The organism is Pontibacter korlensis (assembly GCF_000973725.1).
GTDB classification, from domain to species: Bacteria; Bacteroidota; Bacteroidia; order Cytophagales; family Hymenobacteraceae; genus Pontibacter; species Pontibacter korlensis.
The window spans coordinates 2,474,194-2,497,457 of sequence record NZ_CP009621.1; the positions used below are offsets into that span (position 1 = coordinate 2,474,194).

At 48.2% G+C, this 23,264-nt stretch carries 10 protein-coding genes; 4 read left to right on the forward strand and 6 right to left on the reverse strand.

All coding sequences use genetic code 11. The features are described from left to right. Window positions 1-39: 39 nt before the first annotated feature. Entirely contained in the window at window positions 40-843 is an 804-nt protein-coding gene (locus tag PKOR_RS10850; protein ID WP_046310713.1) for an NYN domain-containing protein, read from the reverse strand. A 244-nt stretch (window positions 844-1,087) separates the two neighbouring features. Here PKOR_RS10850 and PKOR_RS10855 point away from each other — a divergent pair, with 244 nt between their 5' ends. Together PKOR_RS10855 and PKOR_RS10860 are read left to right on the forward strand one after the other, a co-directional pair. Beyond that, window positions 1,088-2,086, forward strand: coding sequence for a DUF1028 domain-containing protein (locus PKOR_RS10855; protein WP_046310716.1), 999 nt, complete (start codon window positions 1,088-1,090; stop codon window positions 2,084-2,086). 212 nt (window positions 2,087-2,298) lie between these two features. After that, window positions 2,299-3,726 (forward strand): M20/M25/M40 family metallo-hydrolase, encoded by a 1,428-nt coding sequence (locus PKOR_RS10860; RefSeq protein ID WP_084694765.1) that lies wholly within the window; start codon window positions 2,299-2,301, stop codon window positions 3,724-3,726. A 114-nt stretch (window positions 3,727-3,840) separates the two neighbouring features. On the opposite strand, the gene PKOR_RS10865 is transcribed toward PKOR_RS10860, so the two are convergent. From PKOR_RS10865 to PKOR_RS10875, 3 genes are read right to left on the reverse strand one after another with little or no spacing between them, the layout of a single operon-like run. Beyond that, window positions 3,841-5,052 (reverse strand): S-adenosylmethionine:tRNA ribosyltransferase-isomerase, encoded by a 1,212-nt coding sequence (locus PKOR_RS10865; RefSeq protein ID WP_046310719.1) that lies wholly within the window; start codon window positions 5,050-5,052, stop codon window positions 3,841-3,843. Window positions 5,053-5,098: 46 nt separating this feature from the next. After that, window positions 5,099-5,500 carry a DUF2721 domain-containing protein gene (locus PKOR_RS10870; protein ID WP_046310721.1) on the reverse strand — a complete coding sequence of 134 codons (402 nt, stop codon included), beginning with the start codon at window positions 5,498-5,500 and terminating at the stop codon, window positions 5,099-5,101. Between the two features lie 13 nt (window positions 5,501-5,513). Beyond that, entirely contained in the window at window positions 5,514-6,056 is a 543-nt protein-coding gene (locus PKOR_RS10875; protein WP_046310722.1) for a hypothetical protein, read from the reverse strand. 926 nt (window positions 6,057-6,982) lie between these two features. On the opposite strand from PKOR_RS10875, the gene PKOR_RS24745 reads away from it, so the two are divergent. Further along, complete coding sequence (locus PKOR_RS24745) at window positions 6,983-18,403, forward strand: T9SS C-terminal target domain-containing protein (RefSeq protein WP_046310724.1); 11,421 nt, start codon at window positions 6,983-6,985, stop codon at window positions 18,401-18,403. A gap of 28 nt (window positions 18,404-18,431) precedes the next feature. After that, window positions 18,432-19,379, forward strand: a complete 948-nt coding sequence (locus PKOR_RS10885) for a PorP/SprF family type IX secretion system membrane protein (protein WP_046310725.1) — start codon at window positions 18,432-18,434, stop codon at window positions 19,377-19,379. Between the two features lie 134 nt (window positions 19,380-19,513). Here PKOR_RS10885 and PKOR_RS10890 read toward each other — a convergent pair whose 3' ends face one another. After that, window positions 19,514-22,099 (reverse strand): M14 family metallopeptidase, encoded by a 2,586-nt coding sequence (locus PKOR_RS10890; protein ID WP_046310726.1) that lies wholly within the window; start codon window positions 22,097-22,099, stop codon window positions 19,514-19,516. A gap of 266 nt (window positions 22,100-22,365) precedes the next feature. Beyond that, the gene (locus tag PKOR_RS10900; RefSeq protein WP_046310730.1) at window positions 22,366-23,145 is read right to left on the reverse strand and encodes a PepSY domain-containing protein; all 780 of its coding nucleotides are present in this window, start codon (window positions 23,143-23,145) and stop codon (window positions 22,366-22,368) included. Window positions 23,146-23,264: the final 119 nt, after the last annotated feature.

Genomic DNA, 23,264 nt, shown 5'->3' on the forward strand with positions numbered 1-23,264 from the left:
CCACCTCGAGCCTTCTATTGGTTCAATTATTTACCAAGATTAGCCGTTATTGTGAGCAGCCTCTGTGGATTTTTTACGGGGTGCGCGTCGGCGGCTTTCTTTCCGCTTTACATAAACTGCTGAGCGCCCTTTGTCTTCCTCCTTCCGGATGATAAAGATGTCTTTATAGGCGCTAATGAGCTGCAGGAGCTGGCCATAGCCGAATGTGCGTGGATCGAAACTGGGGTCCAGCTGGCGTAGGTTGGTACCCATCATGCCCAAGTGTGCCCAGCCATCTTCATCTGCCGACATAGTGAAAGCCTCTTTCAGGAGCGGCACAGGGTTAGGGCGCTGCTGGCTGGTAGAGTCACTGCTTCCTTTCTCTGACTGCTCAATCTTTTCGTCAATATCATCCGTTAGGTTTTCAGTAAAGATAAACACGTTGCAAGCGTTCACGAAAGGCTTGGGTGTTTTACGCTGGCCTATGCCCATCACAAAAGTGCCTTCTTCACGAATACGAGTGGCTAGACGGGTATAATCGCTATCGGAGGAAACGATGCAAAAGCCATCTACTAAGCCTGAGTGCAGCAGGTCCATGGCATCGATGATAAGAGCACTGTCGGTGGCATTTTTACCTACCGTATAACGGAACTGCTGTATAGGCTGTATAGCATGGTTGTTCAGGCACTCTTTCCAGCCGTTCATCTGAGGAGTTGTCCAGTCGCCATAAATGCGGCGGATAGTGGGAGCGCCATACTTTCCGGCCTCGGCCATCAACTTTACAATCAGGCTAGGCTGGGCGTTATCGCCATCAATCAGCATAGCCATTTTATCAACTTTATTGTTTTTAGGTATATTCTTCATGTATAAAGGGTTTGTTGCAGTTGACCATTTGCGCCTCTGCCAAAGTGGGGCTACGTGCCTTACATAGTTATACTACTATTTTTGCCCGAGGTTATAGCCGAAGATGCACGACTGCGATAAGTATAAAAAGCTATATTTGCTTTAGGCCGAATGGCAGGTAGGTTTACGTATAACTTTCGGACGACCTTCGTCATTAGCAGTATAGTAGGCAAATATCACCTTAAATCAAGTATAAACCTTCCGTATGAACAAATATAAAATCACACTTTTAGCGATGGGAGTATCTTTATTGGCCGCACTAGGGTCAGCAAAGGCGCAGGTATACAAAGCAGAGGAACCTCTGGCGCACACTTATTCTATAGTAGCCCGCGACCCAAAAACCGGCGAAATGGCGGTTGGGGTACAAAGCCACTGGTTCTCAGTAGGTACAGCCGTACCTTGGGTGGAGGCAGGCGTGGGCGTTGTAGCAACACAGTCTTTCACGAACAAGTCGTTTGGGTTACGTGGCTTGGCACTCCTGAAAGAAGGAAAAACACCGGAGGAAGCACTAGCCGTTTTACTGGCTGACGATGAAGGACGTGAGGTGAGACAGGTGGCAATTCTGGATGCACAAGGTAGGGTAGCGGCTCATACGGGTAAGCAATGTATCCGCTACGCCGGGCATATAACCGGTAAAAACTTCTCAGTGCAAGCCAATATGATGCTGACAGACAAAGTATGGCCAGCTATGGCAAAAGCCTTTGAGCGAAGCGAGGGGCAGCCACTGGCCGAGCGCGTGCTGTTGGCTATGCAGGCTGCCGAAAACGAAGGTGGTGACATCAGAGGAAAACAGTCGGCGGCGCTGGTGGTGGTAAAAGGCCAGAAAGATGACCAGCCTTGGGATGATAAAACCATTGATTTGCGTGTGGATGACCATGAACAGCCTTTGAAGGAACTGGAGCGCCTGCTGAAAGTATACCGTGCCTACGAACACATGAATGCTGGCGACCTAGCTATAGAAAAAGGGCAAATGCAAAAGGCTATGGAGGAGTATGGCAAAGCAGAAGTTATGTTCCCAAATAACCTGGAGATGAAGTACTGGCATGCCATTGGCCTGGCCAATAGCGGACAAGTGGAGGAAGCAGCTAAACTGCTGCGCGAAGTTTACAAGAAAGATGCTAACTGGCGAGAACTTACAAGCAGATTGCCGGAAGTGGGCTTGCTGGACGTAAGCAAGCAGCAGATGGAAAAGCTGATGAAATAGCCGCGTATTGCTAACTCAGTGTAGAAAAGGAGCAATAGCAAATCAGCTACTGCTCCTTTTCTTTTGAAGATTACTCATTTATGAACGGTAATGGTAAAGGTGCTAAACTCCTAAACCAGCCTTCATAAAGCGAGCTGCAGGGAAAGGTAAGTATTAAATAAAATCCTTAAATTGAAGGCTTGTTAAGTAACCTAATCACCTTTTATACCGAGATGTTAAATAAACAGAACCTACGTTGCCTGATGGTAGCGGCTGCCACGGCCTTAACCCTGCCGGCTATGGCACAAAAGAACTATGCACAAGATTCTACTACCATCAAGAAAATCTACGATAATGCCCTCACCAGCTACGAGAGCTATGAGAACCTACGTTACCTTACCAAGCAAATTGGTGCACGCCTGAGCGGGTCTCCGCAGGCTGCCGCTGCCGTAGAGTGGAGCAGGCAGGTAATGGAAAAGATGAACCTTGATACAGTATACCTGCAGGAGGTAATGGTACCACATTGGGTTCGTGGCGACAAAGAAATTGGCCGCGTTACCAACTCTAAGCTGCTCGGCACGGTGGACATGAACATTGTAGCGCTGGGTGCATCGGTGGGTACAGGCAAGCAGGGCCTGAGTGCTGAGGTAGTAGAGGTGAAGAGTTTTGAGGAACTGGAGAAGCTGGGTAAGAAGAAGGTAAAAGGCAAAATTGTTTTCTTCAACCGCCCATTCGATAATACCCATATAACTACAGGGGCAGCCTATAGTGATGCAGTTGATCAGCGTGGCGGAGGTCCGGTTGCTGCTGCTAAACTTGGTGCTGTAGGCGTGCTGGTACGCTCCATGACAAACGACATACAGGAGGTAGCGCACACTGGCAACACGCGCTACGAGGATGGTGTTGAGAAAATTCCTGCGGCAGCTATCAGTACAAAGCATGCTGAGCAGTTGAGCAGCTTGTTGAAGGAAGATCCGAACCTGAAGTTCTACATGCGCATGACTTCTGAGATGCTGCCGGATGTGCTTTCATATAACGTTATTGGCGAGATAAGAGGAACCGAGAAACCAGATGAAATTATTGTGGTAGGCGGACACCTTGACTCCTGGGATATTGGCGAAGGAGCACACGATGATGGTACCGGATGTATGCAGTCAATAGAAGTGCTGCGCTTATTCAACGATTTAGGTATAAAGCCTAAGCGTACGGTGCGTGCAGTGTTATTTATGAATGAGGAGAACGGTTTGCGTGGCGGCCGCAAGTATGCAGAGCTAGCAAAGGCAAATGGTGAGAAGCACGTAGCAGCTATAGAGTCGGATGCAGGAGGCTTTACACCGCGTGGTTTTGGCTTGGATGGTACTAAAGAGCAGCTGCAGGCAGTACTGGCCTGGGAACCACTGCTGGCTCCTTATGGCCTGCACGACATTGCGCCGGGCTACGGTGGAGCCGACATTGGCCCATTAAAAGGTCAGGGATCTGTAGCCTTGATCGGTTTTAAGCCAGATTCGCAGCGCTATTTCGATTACCACCACACTGTGATCGACACATTTGAGCAGGTAAACCGCCGCGAGATGCAGTTAGGTGCAGCCTCTATGGCTTCTTTGGTATATCTTATTTCAGAGTATGGCCTGAATGGCAGTACAGCAAAAGTGCAGAAGTAAAAGCTTAGATACTAAAACAACAAAGGCCGCTATAATTAGCGGCCTTTGTTGTTTTATAGAGTAGGAGTTAAAGCTGCTTCTCTAAAATGTAGATTAATTCAAATGATGCTAAAACTAAGGCAGCAACAAAGAGCTGTCGCCATAGCTTAGGAAGCGGTAATCGTTCTCCATGGCATGCTGGTATACTTTGCGCCAGTTTTCCCCAATCAGGGCTGATACTAACAAGAGCAAAGTGCTCTCAGGCTGATGAAAGTTTGTTACTAAACCATGGCACATCCTGAAAGTATAACCAGGTGCAATAATTATTTGTGTGGAGGCATGAAGATGGTCAGTGCCAAGATGGTCGAGGTAGCGCAACAGGGCTTGTAATGCTGTTTCTGCCGAAGGCGGATTTATACTCTCGTAGGCCTGCCATTGGCTTACATGCAGCTCCTGCACTGATAGCTCCGGTTGTTCCAATACCTTTGCTCCTAACCAATAAATGCTTTCCAGGCTGCGCATACTGGTAGTACCTACAGGTATAACAGGCTTACCTACCTGGTGTAGCAGGCGCTCCAGTATACTTCTGGTAATGTAAAGCTGCTCTGCATGCATCTCGTGGGTCTCCATGGTTTCGGCTTTTACTGGCTTAAAAGTACCTGCGCCAACGTGCAGGGTTAAGTATGCCGTGCCAATACCCTGAGCCTGTAGTGCGGCCATCACGCGGTCAGTAAAATGCAGGCCAGCAGTAGGAGCCGCTACAGCTCCTTTTTGATTAGCATAGATGGTTTGGTAGCGGGTATGGTCGTCGGGGGTGAGGTCGCGGTTGAGGTACGGAGGCAGCGGCAAGCGTCCACAGCGCTCTAACACTTCGGCAAAAGGTAGCTCGGCAGGTTCCCACGTGAAACGTATCAGGAAATGCCCTTCCTGCTGTGCCTCGCGCTCAGCCTTCAGTACGCCTCCTTCAAAGTCTAACCTCACAGGTCCGCTTTTCCAGCGTTTGTTATTACCCACCAGGCACTTCCAGGTGCTGCCGCCGGTTTGCTGCATGGCCAACTGTACTTCGCGATGCGGTGCAACAGGCTCCAAGCAAAATATCTCTACCAGGCCGCCTGTTTCTTTCTGCATCAGCAGTCTAGCCTGCACCACCTTTGTATCGTTAAACACCAGCAGCGTGTCCTGAGGCAGTAGCTGTGTGAGCTCTGTGAAAGTATGATCGGCTATATTGCCCTGGCGGTATAACAGCAGTTTGGACTGGTCGCGCTCGGGTAGAGGAAACTTGGCAATGCGCTCATCTGGCAGCTCGTACACAAAATCCTTTATCGCCAGTTTCTTAGGGTCGTTCATGATGATAGCAGTATTATTAAGTAGACGCTAATAGAATGGGAAAACTTTACTGGGTGCTTTTTTCCTCCAGATCGTTTAGCTCCAGTTCAAGCGCCTTTACAGATATTTGAATTTCACGTATGGCCAATGCCAGAGAGATCAGCATCATAACAAGGCTAAAGGCAAAAACATACTTGCCGGCCACTATGTAATCTGCAAAGAGCAGAAACATACAGAGCACACAGCCAAACATACTGAGGCTGCCAAAGGCCTGCATATTCCGGATAAGGAGCAGGCGCTCGCGCAGGTTTTCAATCTGGCTGTACACTAACTTGTTTCGGGACGTGGCGTAGCGGTCTTTCAGGTTGCGGATGAGACTGGCAAGGCCAAGAAAGCGGTTTGTAAAAGCCAGCAACAGCAACGACAGCGCTGGAAACAGTAGGGCAGGCGTGGTTAGGGTGATCTCCATGAGTTGCTTTTTGTCAGAGGCTTTTCAGGAAATCTTCGTCAAACGGTTCAATATCGTCATCATCCTCTGTGTCGTGTGGCGGGTTCCAATCAACCTCTGTCAACAGCTCAAGGCCGTCCATAATCAGCTCGTCCAGCTCTTCTTTGGTGCCGGCATCCAATGTGCTCTCAAACAGGTGTAGTATTTCTTCTCGCTGAGGGTTCACAAAAATCTCATGATACAGGTTGTCGAAGGCCGCAATACGCTTCTGCACTATCTTATCAATCTCACGGCTGTTTTTAGCCTTCAGGGCATCCTGTAGTACCTCTAGTACCTCCTTGCTTTTTTCATTGTCAGCCAGGCGCAAGAACGCTTTTACAAAAGCGATGGCTACTCCAAGGCGTAGTCGTTCAAATTTAAAGCTTAACTGCTCCCGGCTTATACCCTTAGAGAACTTAGCGTCGCGAAGGGCTTGCTCAAGTTCTGTGTAAACAGTGGCTGCACCCTCTTCAAATACAGGTGGCTTAGGGCTGTCGAAAGCGGTTTCGAGTAGCAGTTCAAAACTTCTGGCGCTCATGGCTAATGTGGTTTATCTTTTGGATAATAAGACTGCAAAGGTAAGTGTTTATACTTTCTTTCACCATTCCTTGTTAACCTCTGCTTTTTAAACATGAATGCCTCAGTAGTAAACCTGAGAAATAGTACGAAAATGCAAGGAGTATAATTTTTATATGCTTGCTTTATTATTGGATATAATTGATGGGTTGCTGCTCTGTTAGTTTTCTTCTACAGCTTCTGGTTTCTGATTACAAGGCAAGTTGATTGTTGTTTGTGATGTAGTATTATTTTTTGATATGAATGATGCTTGTTATAAGTAACCATCAAGTGGTACTATTGTAAAGTTATATTTGATAACATATAAGTATCTATATATAAATAAATATGACTATTGTATTGCTCTTGATGTGTTAGCTTGTTTAATTTGTTAGGAAGCCAGTGTTAAGTGATGTAGTGGCTTTTTTTGGCCAGTGTGCTTATTGAGGTAATTGCACAGGAATAATAGAGTTGAAAGCGTGTCTTCAGCTGTTTCAAAGTTGACAACAGGTTGTTTTGTTGGGTAAGTGCAATGATGTTGCTGGTTAACTCGAATAGTGTTGATCTGCTAGTGGGGAGCTGTGTTTGGATTAAGTCAACAGGTTTTGGGTCTTGTAAAAGGTTTTTTAGGATGATGGTCGGCCTTTTTTTACAAGAGGTAAAAGGAGTGGTTTTTTTAAGGTGTTTGTGATTTTACTTAGAGTGTGGGGAGATGTTATGCTTCTTGAATTGTACTCGTTTGATGCCTTTTAAATTAGATTAGGCCTGGAGTGACTGTAAAAAAGCCTCCTTCTGAATATTATAAGAATTAATCAATCACGTTTTAATCGATCGCCTATGGCAACAATCTCTACCCAAATACTTAGCCGCTTATTTTTTGTGTGCTTGTGCTGGGTATTGCAGCTCGCAATGCTTTCAAGCGTGTCCGCGCAGAAGAACAACACTGTGCCGGTATTCAATGTAGACTTAACCGGGGAACCCAACGGTACCTGGACTTCCGGGTCGGTCACAAGAAACGGGCAGCTATGTGGTGCAGACAGCAATGATAACTGTGTCCAGTTCAACATCACTCTGGATAGGAATGCTGCAGGGCTAGAGTTTGAGATTATAGATGGACCTGTGCCGTCTGGATCTATGGGATACCAAATAGATTGTGGTCCACAAGTGCAGGTAGGAGACCCGATATGTGTGGATGGTACAGGCCCTCATGTGCTAACACTGTGTATGCCCGGTAATGCCAAGGGAGAGTTTGTTATAAAGTCTATAGCTGCCTTTGAGCCCCAGGGAGACGTATCTGTAACAGCAGGCTGCTCTACAACACTTTTTGCTCCAATAGCATTTGAAGAGGAGTCCATCACCTGGAATGATATTACAGGAGGAGGAGTCTACAATAAGTACCTGAGCTTTCCGAATGGAAATGCTAACCCTGTGGTAACACCGGATGAAAATGCTCCGGCTTATGTTGATTATGAAGTATGCGGTAGATCAGTAGCTTCCCCGTGCTCCACGCTTCCTTACTGCGATGTAGTAAGGGTATACTTTTATCCACCTCCAGTTATTAATATAGGGCCAGAACCTGCCATTATCTGTCCGGGCGGCAGTGGAGTTGTGTTAAGCGGAACAGTGACTGGTGGCGATGGTAATTTCAGCTATATATGGACTGACGCTGCCGGGAACCAAGTGGGAAATCAACCTGATTATGTTGCTACCACTCCCGGCATGTATAAACTAGAGGCCAGAAATGTAAACTATCCTAACTGCCGTGAATTCTCGGCTTCGGTAGAGGTTTTCTCGAACCTCACCGTTAACGCAGGTGTAGATCAGCTTGTTTGTGCGCAGAATCCGGTACAGCTTTCCGGTGTGGTAACAGCTGCTATAGGTGGTGTCTGGAGTGGAGGCGCTGGCACATTCAGCCCCAGCAACACCGATTTAAATGCGACCTATACCCCAACGGAGGAAGAAATCAGGGCAGGATCTGTAAAGCTTAGGCTAACTTCCACAGGTAATGGCTCTTGTGACCCAGTGGCAGATGAGGTGGTGATCAGCTTTTATGAAGTAAATGTTGAGCTAACAGGCACCCCAGTTATTTGTAGTGGCACGTTGGGCACCATCACGGCGAATGTTACCGGGGCTAACGGTGCTGTGTCCTACCTATGGAGCTCCGGAGAGACTACGGCAAGCATCACAGGCAAACCTGCGGGCACCTATACTGTAACTGTAAACAACGGGCAGAACTGTTCCATTCAGAAAGAATTTACAGTGACAGAGGTGCAGGGGCCTACCGGCTTTACCACTAGCGTGAAATCAGAAACCTGTGGAGCAAGCAACGGAAGTATAACCGTTAGTGATATTACTGATGGTACAGCCCCCTATACCTACAGCAAGGATGGAAAAACGTTTCAGGCTTCAGCTACACTCTCAGGACTAGCTGCAGGTTCGTACACCATCGTTGTGAAAGATGACAATGGCTGTACTTTCTCAAAGAGTGTTTCTATCACAAACATACCTGGGCCAACTGCCGTGGCTGCCACAACCACCACAGCCTCTTGTGCTAACAACGACGGCAGTATAACGGTAGGCAGGGTAACCGGCGGTACTGCTTCCTATACCTACTCCATCAACGGAAAGGATTTTCAGGAGGCAACTCTTTTCTCTGGCCTCGCCTCAGGCACCTACACAGTAACGGCTAAGGATGCCAACGGCTGTACTATAACCACCCCTGTAAGAGTTGCACAAACAATGCCTACAGGTTTTAGTGCCACAACAAAGTCTTCTACTTGCGGCAACAGCAACGGCGAGATAATAGTAACGGGCGTATCAGGTGGCACGGCTCCTTATAGCTATAGCTTGGGTGGAAGTGCATTTCAAACTTCAGCTACCTTCACTGGCTTAGCAGCCAAGGATCATATCATCTCGGTAAAAGATGCCAAGGGCTGTACTTTCTCAAAGTCAGTATTGGTAAATAATGTTGCTGGGCCGTCAGATCTTACGGCAACAGTGAAGGCTTCTACCTGTGGCGACAGCAATGCTGAAATGGTGATAACAGTGGCGGGTGGCACCTCGCCATATGCTTACTCCTTGACAGGCGATAATTTTCAGAGCTCAAACACTTTTGTAGCACTTTTAGCCGGTGATTATACCGCTTATGTAATGGATGCCAAAGGGTGTGTCTATACAGAGGCTGTTAACGTGCCCGACATTCCCGGACCTGATTTCATCCTCTCTGCCCAAGCTTCTACCTGCGGAGGTAGTAATGCAGAAGTTGCAGTAACGAATGTTACAGGCGGTAAGGCACCTTATATTTATAGTATAGATGGAGAAACTTTCCAGGATGCACCTTCTTTTACGGGCCTGCTAGCCGGAACTTATGATATAACTGTGGCTGACGCAAACGGTTGTACAGCTGTGAAGCAGGTTGAAGTGCAAGATATTGCCGGTCCGAGCGAACTCAAACTGACAGCCAACTCCTCTACCTGCGGCTCAAATAACGGTAGCATAGTGGTGGGAGAAGTTGTAGGTGGATCTGCTCCTTTTGCTTATAGTATAAACGATGGAGGTTTTCAGACTTCAAAAACCTTTGGGACACTTGTCGCAGGGAAGTACAAGGTAACGGTGAAAGATGCCAATGACTGTACTTTCTCCAAAGAGGTTGTGGTGGAAAACATTGCCGGACCTACGGATTTTGCTGTCAGCGCTACCTCGAGCACCTGCGGCAACAGCAACGGTGAGCTTTCTGTGACGGGTGTAACAGGCGGAACGGCGCCTTACACTTACAGCAGAGACGGGGTGAACTTCCAGGAGAGCGGGGCCTTCGCAGGGCTTGCCGCCGGAACGCACCGCCTCACGGTGAAGGACGCCAATGGCTGCGTTGTCACCAAGGATGTTACTGTAACCAACATAGCAGGGCCTTCAGCCGTGGCGGCTACTTCTGCACCTGCCAGCTGCCAAAACAACGACGGCAGCATCACGGTAGGCAAGGTGACGGGCGGTGCCGGGTCCTACACCTACTCGGTCAACGGGAGGGACTTTCAGGAGGCAACTCTTTTCTCCGGACTCGCCTCAGGCACCTACACGGTAACGGCTAAGGATGCTAATAACTGTACTGTCACCACTTCAGTAAGAGTAGGCCAGAACGTGCCGACAGCGCTTACTGCTTCTTCTGTGTCTGCTACCTGTGGCAACAGCAACGGCGGGCTAACAGTGACAGGTGTAGCGGGTGGTACTGCTCCTTATACCTACAGTGTAGATGGATCTGCCTTTCAGACTTCGGCTACTTTTACTGGTCTGGCGGCAGGCACGCACACTGTTACGGTAAAAGATGCCAAGGGCTGTACATACTCCAAGGCTGTTAATGTTAGCAACATTGCTGGGCCGTCTGACCTGGAGATTAGCGCAACCTCAAGCACCTGCGGCAATAGTAATGGAGAATTACGCATTACAGGAGTAAGCGGCGGTACAGGATCTTATGAGTATAGCCTGGATGGGAAGAACTTTCAAACTTCAGCCACTTTCACAGCACTTGCTGAAGGTACCTATACAGTAACAGTGCAGGATGGCAACGGCTGTTTGTACTCAGAGGATGTTGCCGTAAATAATATTGCCGGTCCATCCTTTACCCTTGCAGCACAGGCATCTACCTGTAGAGACAGTAACGGAAGTATAGCGGTTACTAACGCAGCAGGAGGCAAGGCTCCATACAGTTATAGTATAGACGGAGATAACTTTCAGAGCTCAGCTAGCTTTACAGGGCTGCTGGCAGGCACCTACACTATCACAGTAAGAGATGCCAACGAGTGTACGCTAGCCAAGGAAGTGGTGGTAACAGACATTCCCGGTCCAAGTGACATGGCGCTGGAAAGTACTTCCTCTACTTGTGGTAACAGCAATGGTGTTATTCGTGTAGCAGGAGTTACGGGTGGCACTGCTCCTTATGTTTACAGCCTGAACGGTGGAAGCTTCCAGAGCGAACAAACCTTCGCTTTGGTGCTGGCTGGAGACTACACGGTAACCGTGAAAGATGCTAATGGCTGTACTTTCTCTAAGGGTATAACGGTTAACAATATAGCTGGGCCTTCGGATTTGGCCGCTACTTCCACATCTTCTACCTGCGGCAATAGCAATGGCCAGTTAGTAGTTTCTGGGGTGACAGGTGGCACAGCCCCTTATACTTACAGTATAGATGGGGGCGACTTCCAAAGCGCCACTACTTTTGCAGGACTGGCTGCCGGTTCTCATGCCATTACCGTGCGTGATGCTAACAAATGCGTTCTCACCAAATCATTCACCATCTCTAACATTGCTGGGCCTACAGTAGTAACAGCCTCTGCGCAACCTGCCAGTTGCCAAAACAACGATGGCAGCATTACAGTGGGCACTGTAACTGGGGGTACCGCTTCCTACACCTATTCCATCAACGGAAAAGATTTTCAGAGCACGAAAGCTTTTTCAGGACTTGCTTCAGGAATTTATACGGTAACGGCTAAAGATGCCAACGGATGTGAGGTAACCACTACTGTAAGAGTAAACCAGAATGTACCGACAAACTTTGCCAGCTCTACAGTGTCATCCACATGTGGAAACAATAACGGCAGCATTACAATTAGTGGGGTAACAGGCGGCTCAGCACCTTATTATTATAAAAATGATGGCTGGGAGTTTCAGGTTTCAAATACTTTTCAGGGACTTCTGGCAGGTGCACATACCATAACTGTAAGAGATGCCAAAGGCTGTACTTTCACGAAGTCGGTGATGGTAACGAACATAGCAGGACCTTCTGACTTGACTGCATCTGTTAGCGCTTCTACCTGTGGAGGTAATAATGGTTCTTTCACGATCAGCAACATAGAAGGAGGCAAAGCTCCTTACTCCTATAGTATAGATGGAAAAACCTTCCAAGATGATGCTTCTTTTACAGCAGTGATAGCCGACACCTATACCGTTCACATAAGAGATGCCAATGGCTGCGAGTATACAGAAGATGTTGTTGTGCCAGATATTACAGGTCCTGCTTTTACGGCTACAGCTCAGAACTCTACTTGCGGCAACAGCAACGGAAGTATAACTCTAAGCGATGTTACAGGAGGTGTTGCCCCATACACCTACAGCAAAGACAATGTAACATTCCAATCTTCGGCTACTTTCACTGGGTTGATTGCCGGTACTTACGACATCACTGTAAAAGATAAGAATGGCTGCGTTTTCACAAAAGCTATTGAGGTAGGCGATGTTGCTGGGCCAAGCGATATTCGCCTTACCAGCACCTCCTCCACTTGTGGCGGAAGAAACGGTAGCATAAAAGTGGAGAGTGTAACAGGTGGTACTTCTGCTTACACATACTCTATAGATGGAAGCACCTTTCAGGCTGGGTCTACTTTCAGGCCAGTGCTGGCAGGAGAGTACACGGTAACTGTACAGGATGCTAACGGCTGTACTTTCTCCAAAGAGGTTGTGGTGGAAAACATTGCCGGACCTACGGATTTTGCTGTCAGCGCTACCTCGAGCACCTGCGGCAACAGCAACGGTGAGCTTTCTGTGACGGGTGTAACAGGCGGAACGGCGCCTTACACTTACAGCAGAGACGGGGTGAACTTCCAGGAGAGCGGGGCCTTCGCAGGGCTTGCCGCCGGAACGCACCGCCTCACGGTGAAGGACGCCAATGGCTGCGTTGTCACCAAGGATGTTACTGTAACCAACATAGCAGGGCCTTCAGCCGTGGCGGCTACTTCTGCACCTGCCAGCTGCCAAAACAACGACGGCAGCATCACGGTAGGCAAGGTGACGGGCGGTGCCGGGTCCTACACCTACTCGGTCAACGGGAGGGACTTTCAGGAGGCAACTCTTTTCTCCGGACTCGCCTCAGGCACCTACACGGTAACGGCTAAGGATGCTAATAACTGTACTGTCACCACTTCAGTAAGAGTAGGCCAGAACGTGCCGACAGCGCTTACTGCTTCTTCTGTGTCTGCTACCTGTGGCAACAGCAACGGCGGGCTAACAGTGACAGGTGTAGCGGGTGGTACTGCTCCTTATACTTACAGTGTCGATGGATCTGCCTTTCAGACTTCTGCCACATTTACTGGTCTGGCGGCAGGCACACATACTGTTTCGGTGAAAGACGCCAAGGGTTGTACATACACTGGAAGTGTCGGAGTGAAGAATCTGGAAGGTCCTACTTTCCAAATTGCAACCACTTCTACCACCTGCGGTGCAAGCAATGGTCGGGTTGAAGCTAGCAACGTTACCGGTGGAGTAAGTCCTTATACCTATTCCATCAACGGTACAGACTTTCAGGACTCTAATGTCTTCTCTGATCTATTGGCAGGTTCTTATACTATTACGGTGAAAGATGCCAACGGCTGCCTGGGTACAAGCACTGTTGAAGTGGAGGACATTGCCGGACCAAGTGAATTTAGCTTTACCGCAAAAGCTTCTACTTGTGGCAACAGCAATGGCAGCATAGTGGTGAGTGAGGTAACTGGAGGTACTGCACCTTATACCTACAGCAAGAATGGAGAAAGCTTCCAAGCCTCAGCTACTTTCGAAAACATAACAGCCGGCGACTACACCATAATTGTGAAAGATGCTAATGGCTGTATAGTTGAGAAATCAATAGCTGTTGAGAACATCCCGGGCCCAAGTGAATTGTCACTTGTTTCTGTAGCCTCTACCTGCGGCAGTGCTAACGGCAGCATCTCGGTAGAAGGCGTAACAGGTGGCACAGCTCCTTATTCCTTCTCTATTGATGGAAGCACATTCCAGGCGGAGGCTACCTTCAGCTCTGTTACGGCAGGGGATTACACAGTTATAGTGAAGGATGCCAATGGCTGTACTTACGCCAAAGAGGTTACTGTAGAAAATATTGCCGGTCCGGTTAACATCTCTGTAGCCTCAAAAGCAAGTACGTGCGGCAGTAATAACGGAGAGCTAAGCGTAACCGATGCATCCGGAGGTACAGCACCATATACTTATAGTATAGATGGTGCCAACTTCAAAGAATCAGCTTTGTTCACGGGTTTGCTTGCCGGATCATATACAGTAACAGTAAAGGATGCCAACGGCTGTACTTTCGCGTACGCAGCTTCGGTATCGGATATTGCCGGACCTACTGCTGTAGCCGCAACTGCCGAGGCTGCCAGCTGTGCTAACAATGACGGTCGCATTATAATTGGTGCGGTAAACGGCGGTACAGCTCCTTATACCTATAGTATAGATGGTGTCAACTTTCAGAGTAGCACTTCCTTCGCATCACTGGCGACAGGTGATTATACTATCACAGCTAAAGATGCGAACGGTTGTATGGCAACAGGAACTGTTTCAGTCAATCAAAATGTGCCGACAAACTTTACTGCCTCTTCCAAAGCATCTACTTGCGGAGGAAACAACGGGACTGTTACAGTAAGAGATGTATCTGGAGGTACAGCACCTTATGCTTATAGTAAAGATGGCGTTAACTTTCAGCAGGAGGCTACACTTACAGGTCTTGTGGCTGGCGTGTACACCATCGTGGTTAAAGATGCGAAAGGATGTACATTCAGTAAGCAGGTGCAGGTAGAGGATATAGCTGGCCCTACTGAAGTGGCGGTTTCTACGGAGCCTTCTACCTGTGGCGACAGCAACGGCACAATTACGATTAGTGAAGTAATTGGAGGAGTAGCCCCATATACCTATTCCATCAACGGCACCGACTTTCAGAGCAGTACAGGCTTTAGCTCTTTGCTAGCTGGAGAGTATGAACTAACCGTGAAAGATGCTAACGGCTGTACGTATACTCAGGCAGTTATCCTTAACAACATTCCAGGTCCAACTGCCTTCAGTGCTCTAGCCAATCCTTCCAGTTGCGGACGTGCCAACGGTACAGTTACAGTAAATGATCTGATTGGCGGTACAGCTCCTTATGCTTACAGCGCTAACGGCACTACTTTCCAGGAAGAAGCTACTTTAACAGGACTTGTGGCAGGGGAGCATATCATTACAGTAAGAGATGCTAACGGTTGTATAGTAACCAAGTCTGTAGTAGTAGACAATATAGAAGGTCCTACCGGAATGGAGTTGGTTAGTGCCTCGTCTACGTGTGGTGCCAGCAACGGAAGCATCAGTGTTAGCAACGTTACCGGCGGCACTGCTCCTTATACTTACTTGGTCAACGGAACAGACTTCCAGACATCAACAAGGTTTGAAGCAATACTGGCAGGGAAATATAGCATTACTGTAAGAGATGCCAACAGCTGTACTTTCTCAGCAGAAGTAACAGTGGAGAACATTGCTGGGCCAACAAACCTTGCTGCCGAAACAAAGCCTTCTACCTGTGGAGCTAGCAACGGAGAGTTAAGTATTACTAGTGTAGACGGTGGCACAGCGCCTTATACCTATAGTATAGATGGTGAAAACTACCAGGCATCAGCTGCCTTTAGGGGACTAGCTGCAGGCACACAAACCATCACGGTGAAAGATGCCAATGGATGTACTTATGCCACTAGCCTCGAGGTGCCTGATGTCAGCGGTCCTACTGCTGTGGCAGCAAATTCAAAAGCTGCCAGCTGTGCAGGGAATGACGGAAGTATTACAGTAAGCGGAATTACGGGCGGTACAGCTCCTTATACTTACTCTATTGATGGCGTAAACTTCCAGGCTAGCAGAACTTTTGAAGCCCTGGTTCCAGGAGAGTATACCATCACAGTAAAGGACACCAACGGATGTAATGTTTCTGGAGAGGTAGAAGTAGGCAAAGAAGGTCCGGCAGGCTTCACTAGTTCTAGTAACGCTGCCAGCTGTGGCAACGAAAACGGAAGCATCACAATTAGTGCAGTAGAAGGGGGTAAGGCACCTTATACTTACAGCATCAGTGGTGGAGCTTATCAGACTGCCTCAACTTTCATCTCACTGGCAGCAGGCGTTTATACCATTACGGTGAAAGATGCAAACGGCTGTGCCTTTACTAATGAGGTGGAGGTGCATCACGTAGAAGGTCCTTCTGATCTAACAGCCTCTGCGCAGACGGCCTCCTGTGGCAGAAGCAATGGTCAGATCACTATTACTGCTGTAGCTGGTGGTGTAGCACCTTATACATTCTCTATCAACGGCAAGGACTTCCAAGCTTCAGATGCTTTCACGGCACTGGTGGCTGGGGAGTACCGGGTAACTGTGAGAGACGCCAACGGCTGTCTGTTTGCCAAGCCTGTTGCTGTTACCAACGCCAATGGCCCTACCGGATTCCAAATAACTACTACAGCTGCAGCCTGTGGTAGTGCTAATGGCAAGGCTACTGTAGGTAATACAGCAGGTGGCACAGCACCTTATACTTATAGTGCAGACGGTGTCAACTTCCAGGCAGATGCTACACTAACTGGCCTGTCTGCGGGTGTTCATACTATAACTGTAAGAGATGCCAAGGGATGTACTTTTGCCAAACAAGCAGAGGTAGGGCATGTAGCCGGGCCATCAGGGTTAGAGCTGGCAACAGTTTCGGCAACCTGTGGTAGTGCAAATGGTGAGATCCGCGTTAGCAATGTAACGGGTGGTACGGCTCCATATGTGTATGCGCTAGACGAAGGTGGCTTCCAAACCTCAGCTGTGTTTAGCGAAGTGACTGCCGGAAACCATACCATCACTGTAAAGGATGCCAACGGCTGTGTGTTCCTTCAGGAAGTGAAAGTTACAGATATTGCTGGCCCTTCTGACATAGCAGCTACTACTACGCCTGCTTCCTGCACAGAAAACAACGGCACCATCACGGTAACCGGAGCTACAGGTGGGAGCACACCTTATACTTATTCGCTGGACGGTATCAGCTACCAGGCATCTGCTGCCTTTACTGCACTGGCAGCTGGCAGGTATGAAGTGTATGTAAAAGATGCCAACGGTTGCAGCACATCAGTTACAGCTGTTGTTGAGTCTAAAGGGCTGCAGGAAGCGACAGTCTCCACTACGGGAGCAACCTGTGGGAAAAATAACGGAGCCATCGTAGTAACGTCGGTGAGTGGTGGCACAGCGCCTTATACTTACAGCCTCGATGGTACCAGCTTCCAAACCTCAGCTTCCTTCAATAATCTGGCAGCCGGAAAATATACGGTTGTAGTAAAAGATGCCGAAGGATGTACTCTCACCAAAAAGCAATTGATTGAGAACAGTGGCAGTGCGACTTTCAATGTAACCGCAACTAATGCCAGCTGTGGTGCAGACAATGGGGCTTTTAGAATTGAGGAAGTGAGCGGAGGCACTGCTCCTTATACTTATAGTATAGATGGGGCAGCTTACCAAAGTGCACCAGAATTCAAGGGTTTGGCTGCGGCAACTTACCAGGTAACTCTAAAAGATGCTACCGGCTGCATAAGTACTGAAACTATCACCATCGGCAACACGCCAGCTATCACTGACCTAGGAGTAACTGTAACACCTGCAGGTTGCAACCACTCTATGGGGCAGGTTGCTATTGGTGAAGTGACCGGTGGTACAGCACCTTATACTTACTCTTTGGATGGGGTAAACTACACCTCATCTACCACTCTTTCTGATGTAGCACCAGGTAATTACACCCTCACAGTAAAAGATGCCAAGGATTGTACCTTCAGCATACCGGTGAAGATGGAAGAGGGCGTAAGCAGTTCACTAGACTACGTGCAGCACCTGAACTGCTACGGTGATGCCACCGGTGTGATTGCCTTTACCGCAACAGGCGCAGATGCACAAACTGTGTACAGCATCGACAATGGCAAGACCTTCCAGAAAGAAGCTGTGTTCAAAAATCTGGCTGCAGGCACTTACCAACTGATCACCAAATTCTCTGAAACATGTGCTGTTACAGTAGGCACAGTAGAAGTGAAGGCCGCAGAGCCAATTTTGTTAGAGGTAACACCACTCACTAAAGCCATAGGACTTGAGAAATCGGGTAGTGCCGCGGTAACAACCATTAGTGGGGGAGTCGGCCCTTATACGTACCAGGTAAACGGTGGCAGCTTCAGTTCTGATTCTGTGTTCTCAAACCTTGGCGCAGGCACCTATACGCTGATGGTGAAAGACAGCAGGGGCTGTATAGCAGAAATCAGCTTCGAAATAGAAGGCTTAGATGATCTTGATATTCCGAATGGCTTCACTCCAAATGGTGACGGGGTGAATGACACATGGGTACTTAAGAACCTGCCTAGGCTGTACCCACAGTGCAGAGTATCGGTTTACAATCGTTGGGGAAGCCCTGTATATACCTCCAGAGGATACGCCAAACCTTGGGATGGTACCTATAACGGCAAGCGTCTGCCAGACGGCACTTACTACTGCATCATAGAACTTGGCGACGGTACTGCACCGCTCAAGACATCAGTAACCATCATGCGATAAATCAGCCATCGAAAAACATCAGCGTGTTATGAAGAATTACATCCTAATATCTTGCTTCCTGCTAATAAGTTCGGTAGCTGTGGCACAGCAGAAGGCACTTTACAGCCAGTACATGACCAATTATTACCTGCTTAACCCCGCCGTGGCTGGAGTTGACAAAGACTGGAACATTAAGGCAGGCTACCGCAACCAATGGACAGGTTTTGAAGGAGCCCCCAAGACATATTACTTGAGCGCAGAAACAGCTCTGTTTAAGCGCACCATTCGGAGCCGCAGGGTACAGCCTTACCACGGTGTTGGTGGCTATGTGTATACCGACCAAACAGGACCCATCACGCAAACAGGCCTGCAGTTGTCGTACGCGCACCATGTGCCTATCAACAGAAGCATCTATTTTTCGTCTGGCTTGTTTGCTGGTGTGCAGCAGTACAGGTTTGATGAGAACAAGATACACTTGGCCGAGGGGTCTAACGAGCGTGACCCTGTTACGCAGCAAGGTAGTCTCAATGCCTTTATGCCTGACCTAAGCGTAGGAGCATATTTACACTCCGAAGAGTTTTATGCGGGGGCATCTTTGTTTCAGGTACTGGGCAATAAAATTATGAAGAATAAGGGAGTGGAGGACCCAAGCAGGTTGTCGCGCCACTTGTTTATTTCGGGAGGCTATAACATTGATGTTAACAGAAATATTACCGTCACACCTTCTGTTTTGATCAAGCATGTAAACCCCGCTCCGGTGCAGGCAGATTTTAATGTGAGAGGTGCCTATCATTTTACAAACAGGCGCAAATCGAAGTATGATGATATGCTTTGGGCAGGGATTTCATACCGCACCCAGGATGCCATAGTGGGATTGGCTGGGATACAGCTTAAACAGCAATACCAGCTAAGCTATACGTATGACATCACGATATCGCCTATGCGCCACCACAGCGCTGGCTCCCACGAAATTGTACTTGGGCTCAGAATGCCGTAAGGTTTAACTGTAGAGGTAAGACAGGAAGAGCCAGCGCATTTGCACAGGCTCTTCCTGTTTTTAAAAATTTAGTCATCAATGGCTGTTTATCACCGATGCCCCAAATATTGTTGTTTCGGTTTGGTAACTATTAATTAATGAGCTTCCTCCGCACGGGCAGAATTGCCGCTGATGATCTGGCCAAAGAAGATACTGTTCAGGAACAGCTTGTTGGTGCCGTACCAGAATGCTCTGAAGTTCGGGTTATCAGGCATCGCAATCACTTTACCAGCACCTATAGTAGATACATCTACCGCAGCCGTGTTTTTCACCTTCTGTAGATTTGGCTTAGAAATATATCCTGCCATCAGTGGGTTGGCTGTATACATCACAGGGTTAGCATACGGGCTTTTAGAGCGCTCCATAAACAGGGTGTTGCTGCGGAATATTGGCAATTGCTCATCAGTATAGCCGTAAGCTAAGGGGTGTGTCAGGTCCAGCTTTGTTTCAAAGATAGCGCCACCAATAACCTGGGCTCCTTCTGAATTTGCCATGTCGGCATAAGCTTTTTGTGCGGCAGTATCTGGCTCCGACTTCGTGAAAGTAATGTTACCAATGCCATTGTCTGACAACCACTTAGCCGCTGTGCCCATGCCCACTACTGTGCCACCTTGGAGCACCCAATTGCGTAGCTTGTCTTTGGAGATATTGCTGTAAGAGCCTTCGGCCATTACCACTACGTTGTACTTGCTTATTTCTGAGCGGTTAAAGTCGTTGGTTTTTATCAGAACCGGTCGCATGCCGAAGCGGTCGTCCATCAGGTGCCAAGCCTCGCCAGCATCATAGCTGTTTACACCATCACCGATCAGCATCATTACCTTAGGTTGCTTCAGGCTCAGCACCATCGGGCTGCCCAATTTTATACCTAGCGGGTTGAAGCCAGTGTTCATGGCGTATACCTTCAGGGCATTTTGCTGTGCAACTTCCTGCATAATTTGGTGAAGGGCTTCAGCATTTACCGACTGGCCAGCCACAGGTATAAGTATGGTGCCATAATCATACTTCTTGCCTTCCGCAGTTGTAAACTTATCGGTAGCTACCCTTGTGTTGATGCCTCGGTCCATTAGCTGGTTAAGAGCACGGGGCGCATAGTAACCATGCCACTCAAACGTGTAAGCATAGTCACTTTTGCCTCCTACAACCTCACCTTCTGGCAACTTCAGGTCTTCTACTTTCTGGCCCAACTGGCTGCTCTTAAAGTTACGGGAGGAGAGCGCAGCATGGTCGAGGTCAAAAGCCAGCGGGAATGTCCAGGCGGAGATGTCGTAGAAAAGGCTGTCCTGGAAAGTGGTGCGCCTCTCAAACATCGCTTCAATCAGCCTGTACTGTGGCTGATCGGTTGGGATGATGTAAGCGTTCTCTGGTGTATAAGTAAAGTTGTTGATCTTGAAGCTCTCCTTCGGGCGGTATACCTCTATCTGGTGTTGCTTAATAATTTCAGCCAAATGGAAAGCTCTGGCTCTGTCAAGTTCAGAACCGAATACATAAGCTTTGGTTGAAGCCTTTTTAGACTCGTTTTGTACCTGCTTATAGAAATCGCGCTGGTGTGCCAGTAGCTCCTCGCGCATGGCTTGCACCGCCTCCAGGGTGGAGAGGGTAGTAGTAAACTGATTGCGGATCGTGAACGGGAATGTCAGCACACCATTCACGCTTTCCTGTGCATGGCCCCTGGAGCTGGCCTGTTCGAAGAGTATCCCCACCGAACCATTTACATCTGGGTAAGTCGAGCCTTTGCCGTAGTAAAAGTCATCGTAACTTTCTTCAGTATAATAAAAGGAGCCGATCTTGTCCAGTGCTTTGGCATGAAAGGTGCCGATCTTCTGTGTCAGCTTAAAGTTGTTTTCTGGCGTAAGCGGATTGTTACGGCTCGGTATACCTGGCTGAAAGAAGAAAGTAGCGTTGGTTCCCATCTCGTGGTGATCTGTAAGCACATTAGGCTTCCACTCGTGGAACTTTGCCAACCTGCCTTTCGACTCCGGGTGCTGCAACGGTAGCCAATCGCGGTTAAGGTCGAACCAGTAATGGTTCGTACGACCTCTTGGCCATGCCTCGTCAAACTCGGCACTGTTAGGGTCTGTTATCAGATTTTTGCTGCGGTGTGAGTTAACCCAACTGGCAAAGCGGTTCATTCCATCCGGGTTTATAGATGGATCTATGAGGATAATGGTCTCATCCAGCAACTTGTCTATTTCTGGCCCTTGTGCTGCTGCCAAATGATAAACAGCCAATAGGGAGGCATTACTGCCGCTTGGTTCGTTGCCATGCACACTGTAGCCCATCCATACCACAGCTGGCATCTCTTTTATATTTAGCTTTCCAGATGCTGACGGATCACTAAGCTGGCGGTGCTTCTGCTTTATCTGCTCAAGGTTCTGGTGGTTCTTAGGCGAGGTGATGGTAAGCAGGTACAGCGGGCGGTTTTCGTGAGTGCGGGCATACTCTGTTATGGTAATACGGTCGGAGAGGTTTGCCATCTGCCGCATGTACATAGCTAGTTGGTCGTGGCTGGCATGCCATTCGCCTACATTGTACCCTAGAATATCTTTAGGTGTTGGAATGCTGCTGTTGTACGATACCTCAGCAGGCAGGTAATAGGAGAGAGGTGTTTCGGCCTGCTGTGCTACCGCCACTGGCCCAAGGCCCAGCATAGCTGCTACAGCAAGAACGCGTAAGTTTTTCATGTTGTAAAGGTGAAGAATAGGTTAGATAATGGTTATATCTGCAATTTCCTGTTTTGCGCAGGCTTTTGCAATAGTAGTAACAGTGCTTGAGCGAAAAGCTTCAGAGCCTCCTATGGCACAGTTAATCATCAAGAAAGATCAGCAGAGGCGGTATACTATCCTTTTTAACAATGTGCTGCTAATTTATAATAGAGACCGAAAGAGGTATATACTGATTTCTAGTCAACAGTACAGGTTTTTGGTTAATGAGCTAGCTGCTCTTATACTTATGCTATAGTCTTAGGCCTGGAAGATCCTGCTCTTGCTGATTTTCTTTTCCCGCCCCGGAAACTAACAAAGTACAGGCCGAATCCTGAAAGTATAGTGATCAGTCCTACCACCGAAAAGAAGCGCAGCAATAGGTTGCCAAAGTTGTCTCGGCCCTGGTAATCCATTGTGTGTAGCATCCACAGGAAATCAAATATACGCCACTTATTGTTGCGGAACTTCATTACTTCGCCCCGCTCGCTCGATACATATACTGTTGTGTTAGTAGGGTGCTGCATGGTTACAGCATAGGCAGGCAACGGACTTTCACGGTATTCGTGGTGGCTCCCTACATCTCCTTCTGTCAGGTACTCTACCTCTGCCACCTGTACAGGCTCATTAAAGCTGTTCTGCGCCATCTGTACAGCCTCCTGCTCCGTTAAGGACTTTCGTAAATCACCTGTGCTGGCAAGTGCCAGTTGAGTGTGGTGCATAGCATGCTCCCCGTGGCTTGCGAAGTACACAACCTGGTAGTGTGGCTCTCCAAGTATATCGATCAAACGGACAGATTTTACAGAGTCAGCTTGTGATAGCTGTGACAGCACTTCCGTTGGTGATACCATTGCCATACTGGTTTCAAAATTGGCAGGGGCCTTCTTCTGAAAGTCGCCATGAATCTCATCGATATCGGACCAGCTAAAGTATAAGCCTCCTATTGTCCAGAGAACAAATTGCACACCTGTTACTAACCCAAGGTAGCGATGTGACTTGCGAATGAGGAGATGTGTGCGACGGTTCATGTTTTTAGTGCTACTTTATAGTGCTATTCCATAGAAGCTTTCCTGCCCCTGCTGCTAATATAGCCAGCTATTCTCTTTTAAGAGCTTTTTAGTATGAAATAATGTAGTGCAATTTCAAA

Excerpts from the sequence above, each read along its gene's own strand:
- PKOR_RS10860 (WP_084694765.1), top strand. The coding sequence starts at position 2,299 with ATGTTAAATAAACAGAACCTACGTTGCCTGATGGTAGCGGCTGCCACG.
- PKOR_RS10850 (WP_046310713.1), bottom strand. The coding sequence starts at position 843 with ATGAAGAATATACCTAAAAACAATAAAGTTGATAAAATGGCTATGCTG.
- PKOR_RS10885 (WP_046310725.1), top strand. The coding sequence starts at position 18,432 with ATGAAGAATTACATCCTAATATCTTGCTTCCTGCTAATAAGTTCGGTA.
- PKOR_RS10900 (WP_046310730.1), bottom strand. The coding sequence starts at position 23,145 with ATGAACCGTCGCACACATCTCCTCATTCGCAAGTCACATCGCTACCTT.
- PKOR_RS10870 (WP_046310721.1), bottom strand. The coding sequence starts at position 5,500 with ATGGAGATCACCCTAACCACGCCTGCCCTACTGTTTCCAGCGCTGTCG.
- PKOR_RS10855 (WP_046310716.1), top strand. The coding sequence starts at position 1,088 with ATGAACAAATATAAAATCACACTTTTAGCGATGGGAGTATCTTTATTG.
- PKOR_RS10890 (WP_046310726.1), bottom strand. The coding sequence starts at position 22,099 with ATGAAAAACTTACGCGTTCTTGCTGTAGCAGCTATGCTGGGCCTTGGG.
- PKOR_RS24745 (WP_046310724.1), top strand. The coding sequence starts at position 6,983 with ATGCTTTCAAGCGTGTCCGCGCAGAAGAACAACACTGTGCCGGTATTC.
- PKOR_RS10875 (WP_046310722.1), bottom strand. The coding sequence starts at position 6,056 with ATGAGCGCCAGAAGTTTTGAACTGCTACTCGAAACCGCTTTCGACAGC.
- PKOR_RS10865 (WP_046310719.1), bottom strand. The coding sequence starts at position 5,052 with ATGAACGACCCTAAGAAACTGGCGATAAAGGATTTTGTGTACGAGCTG.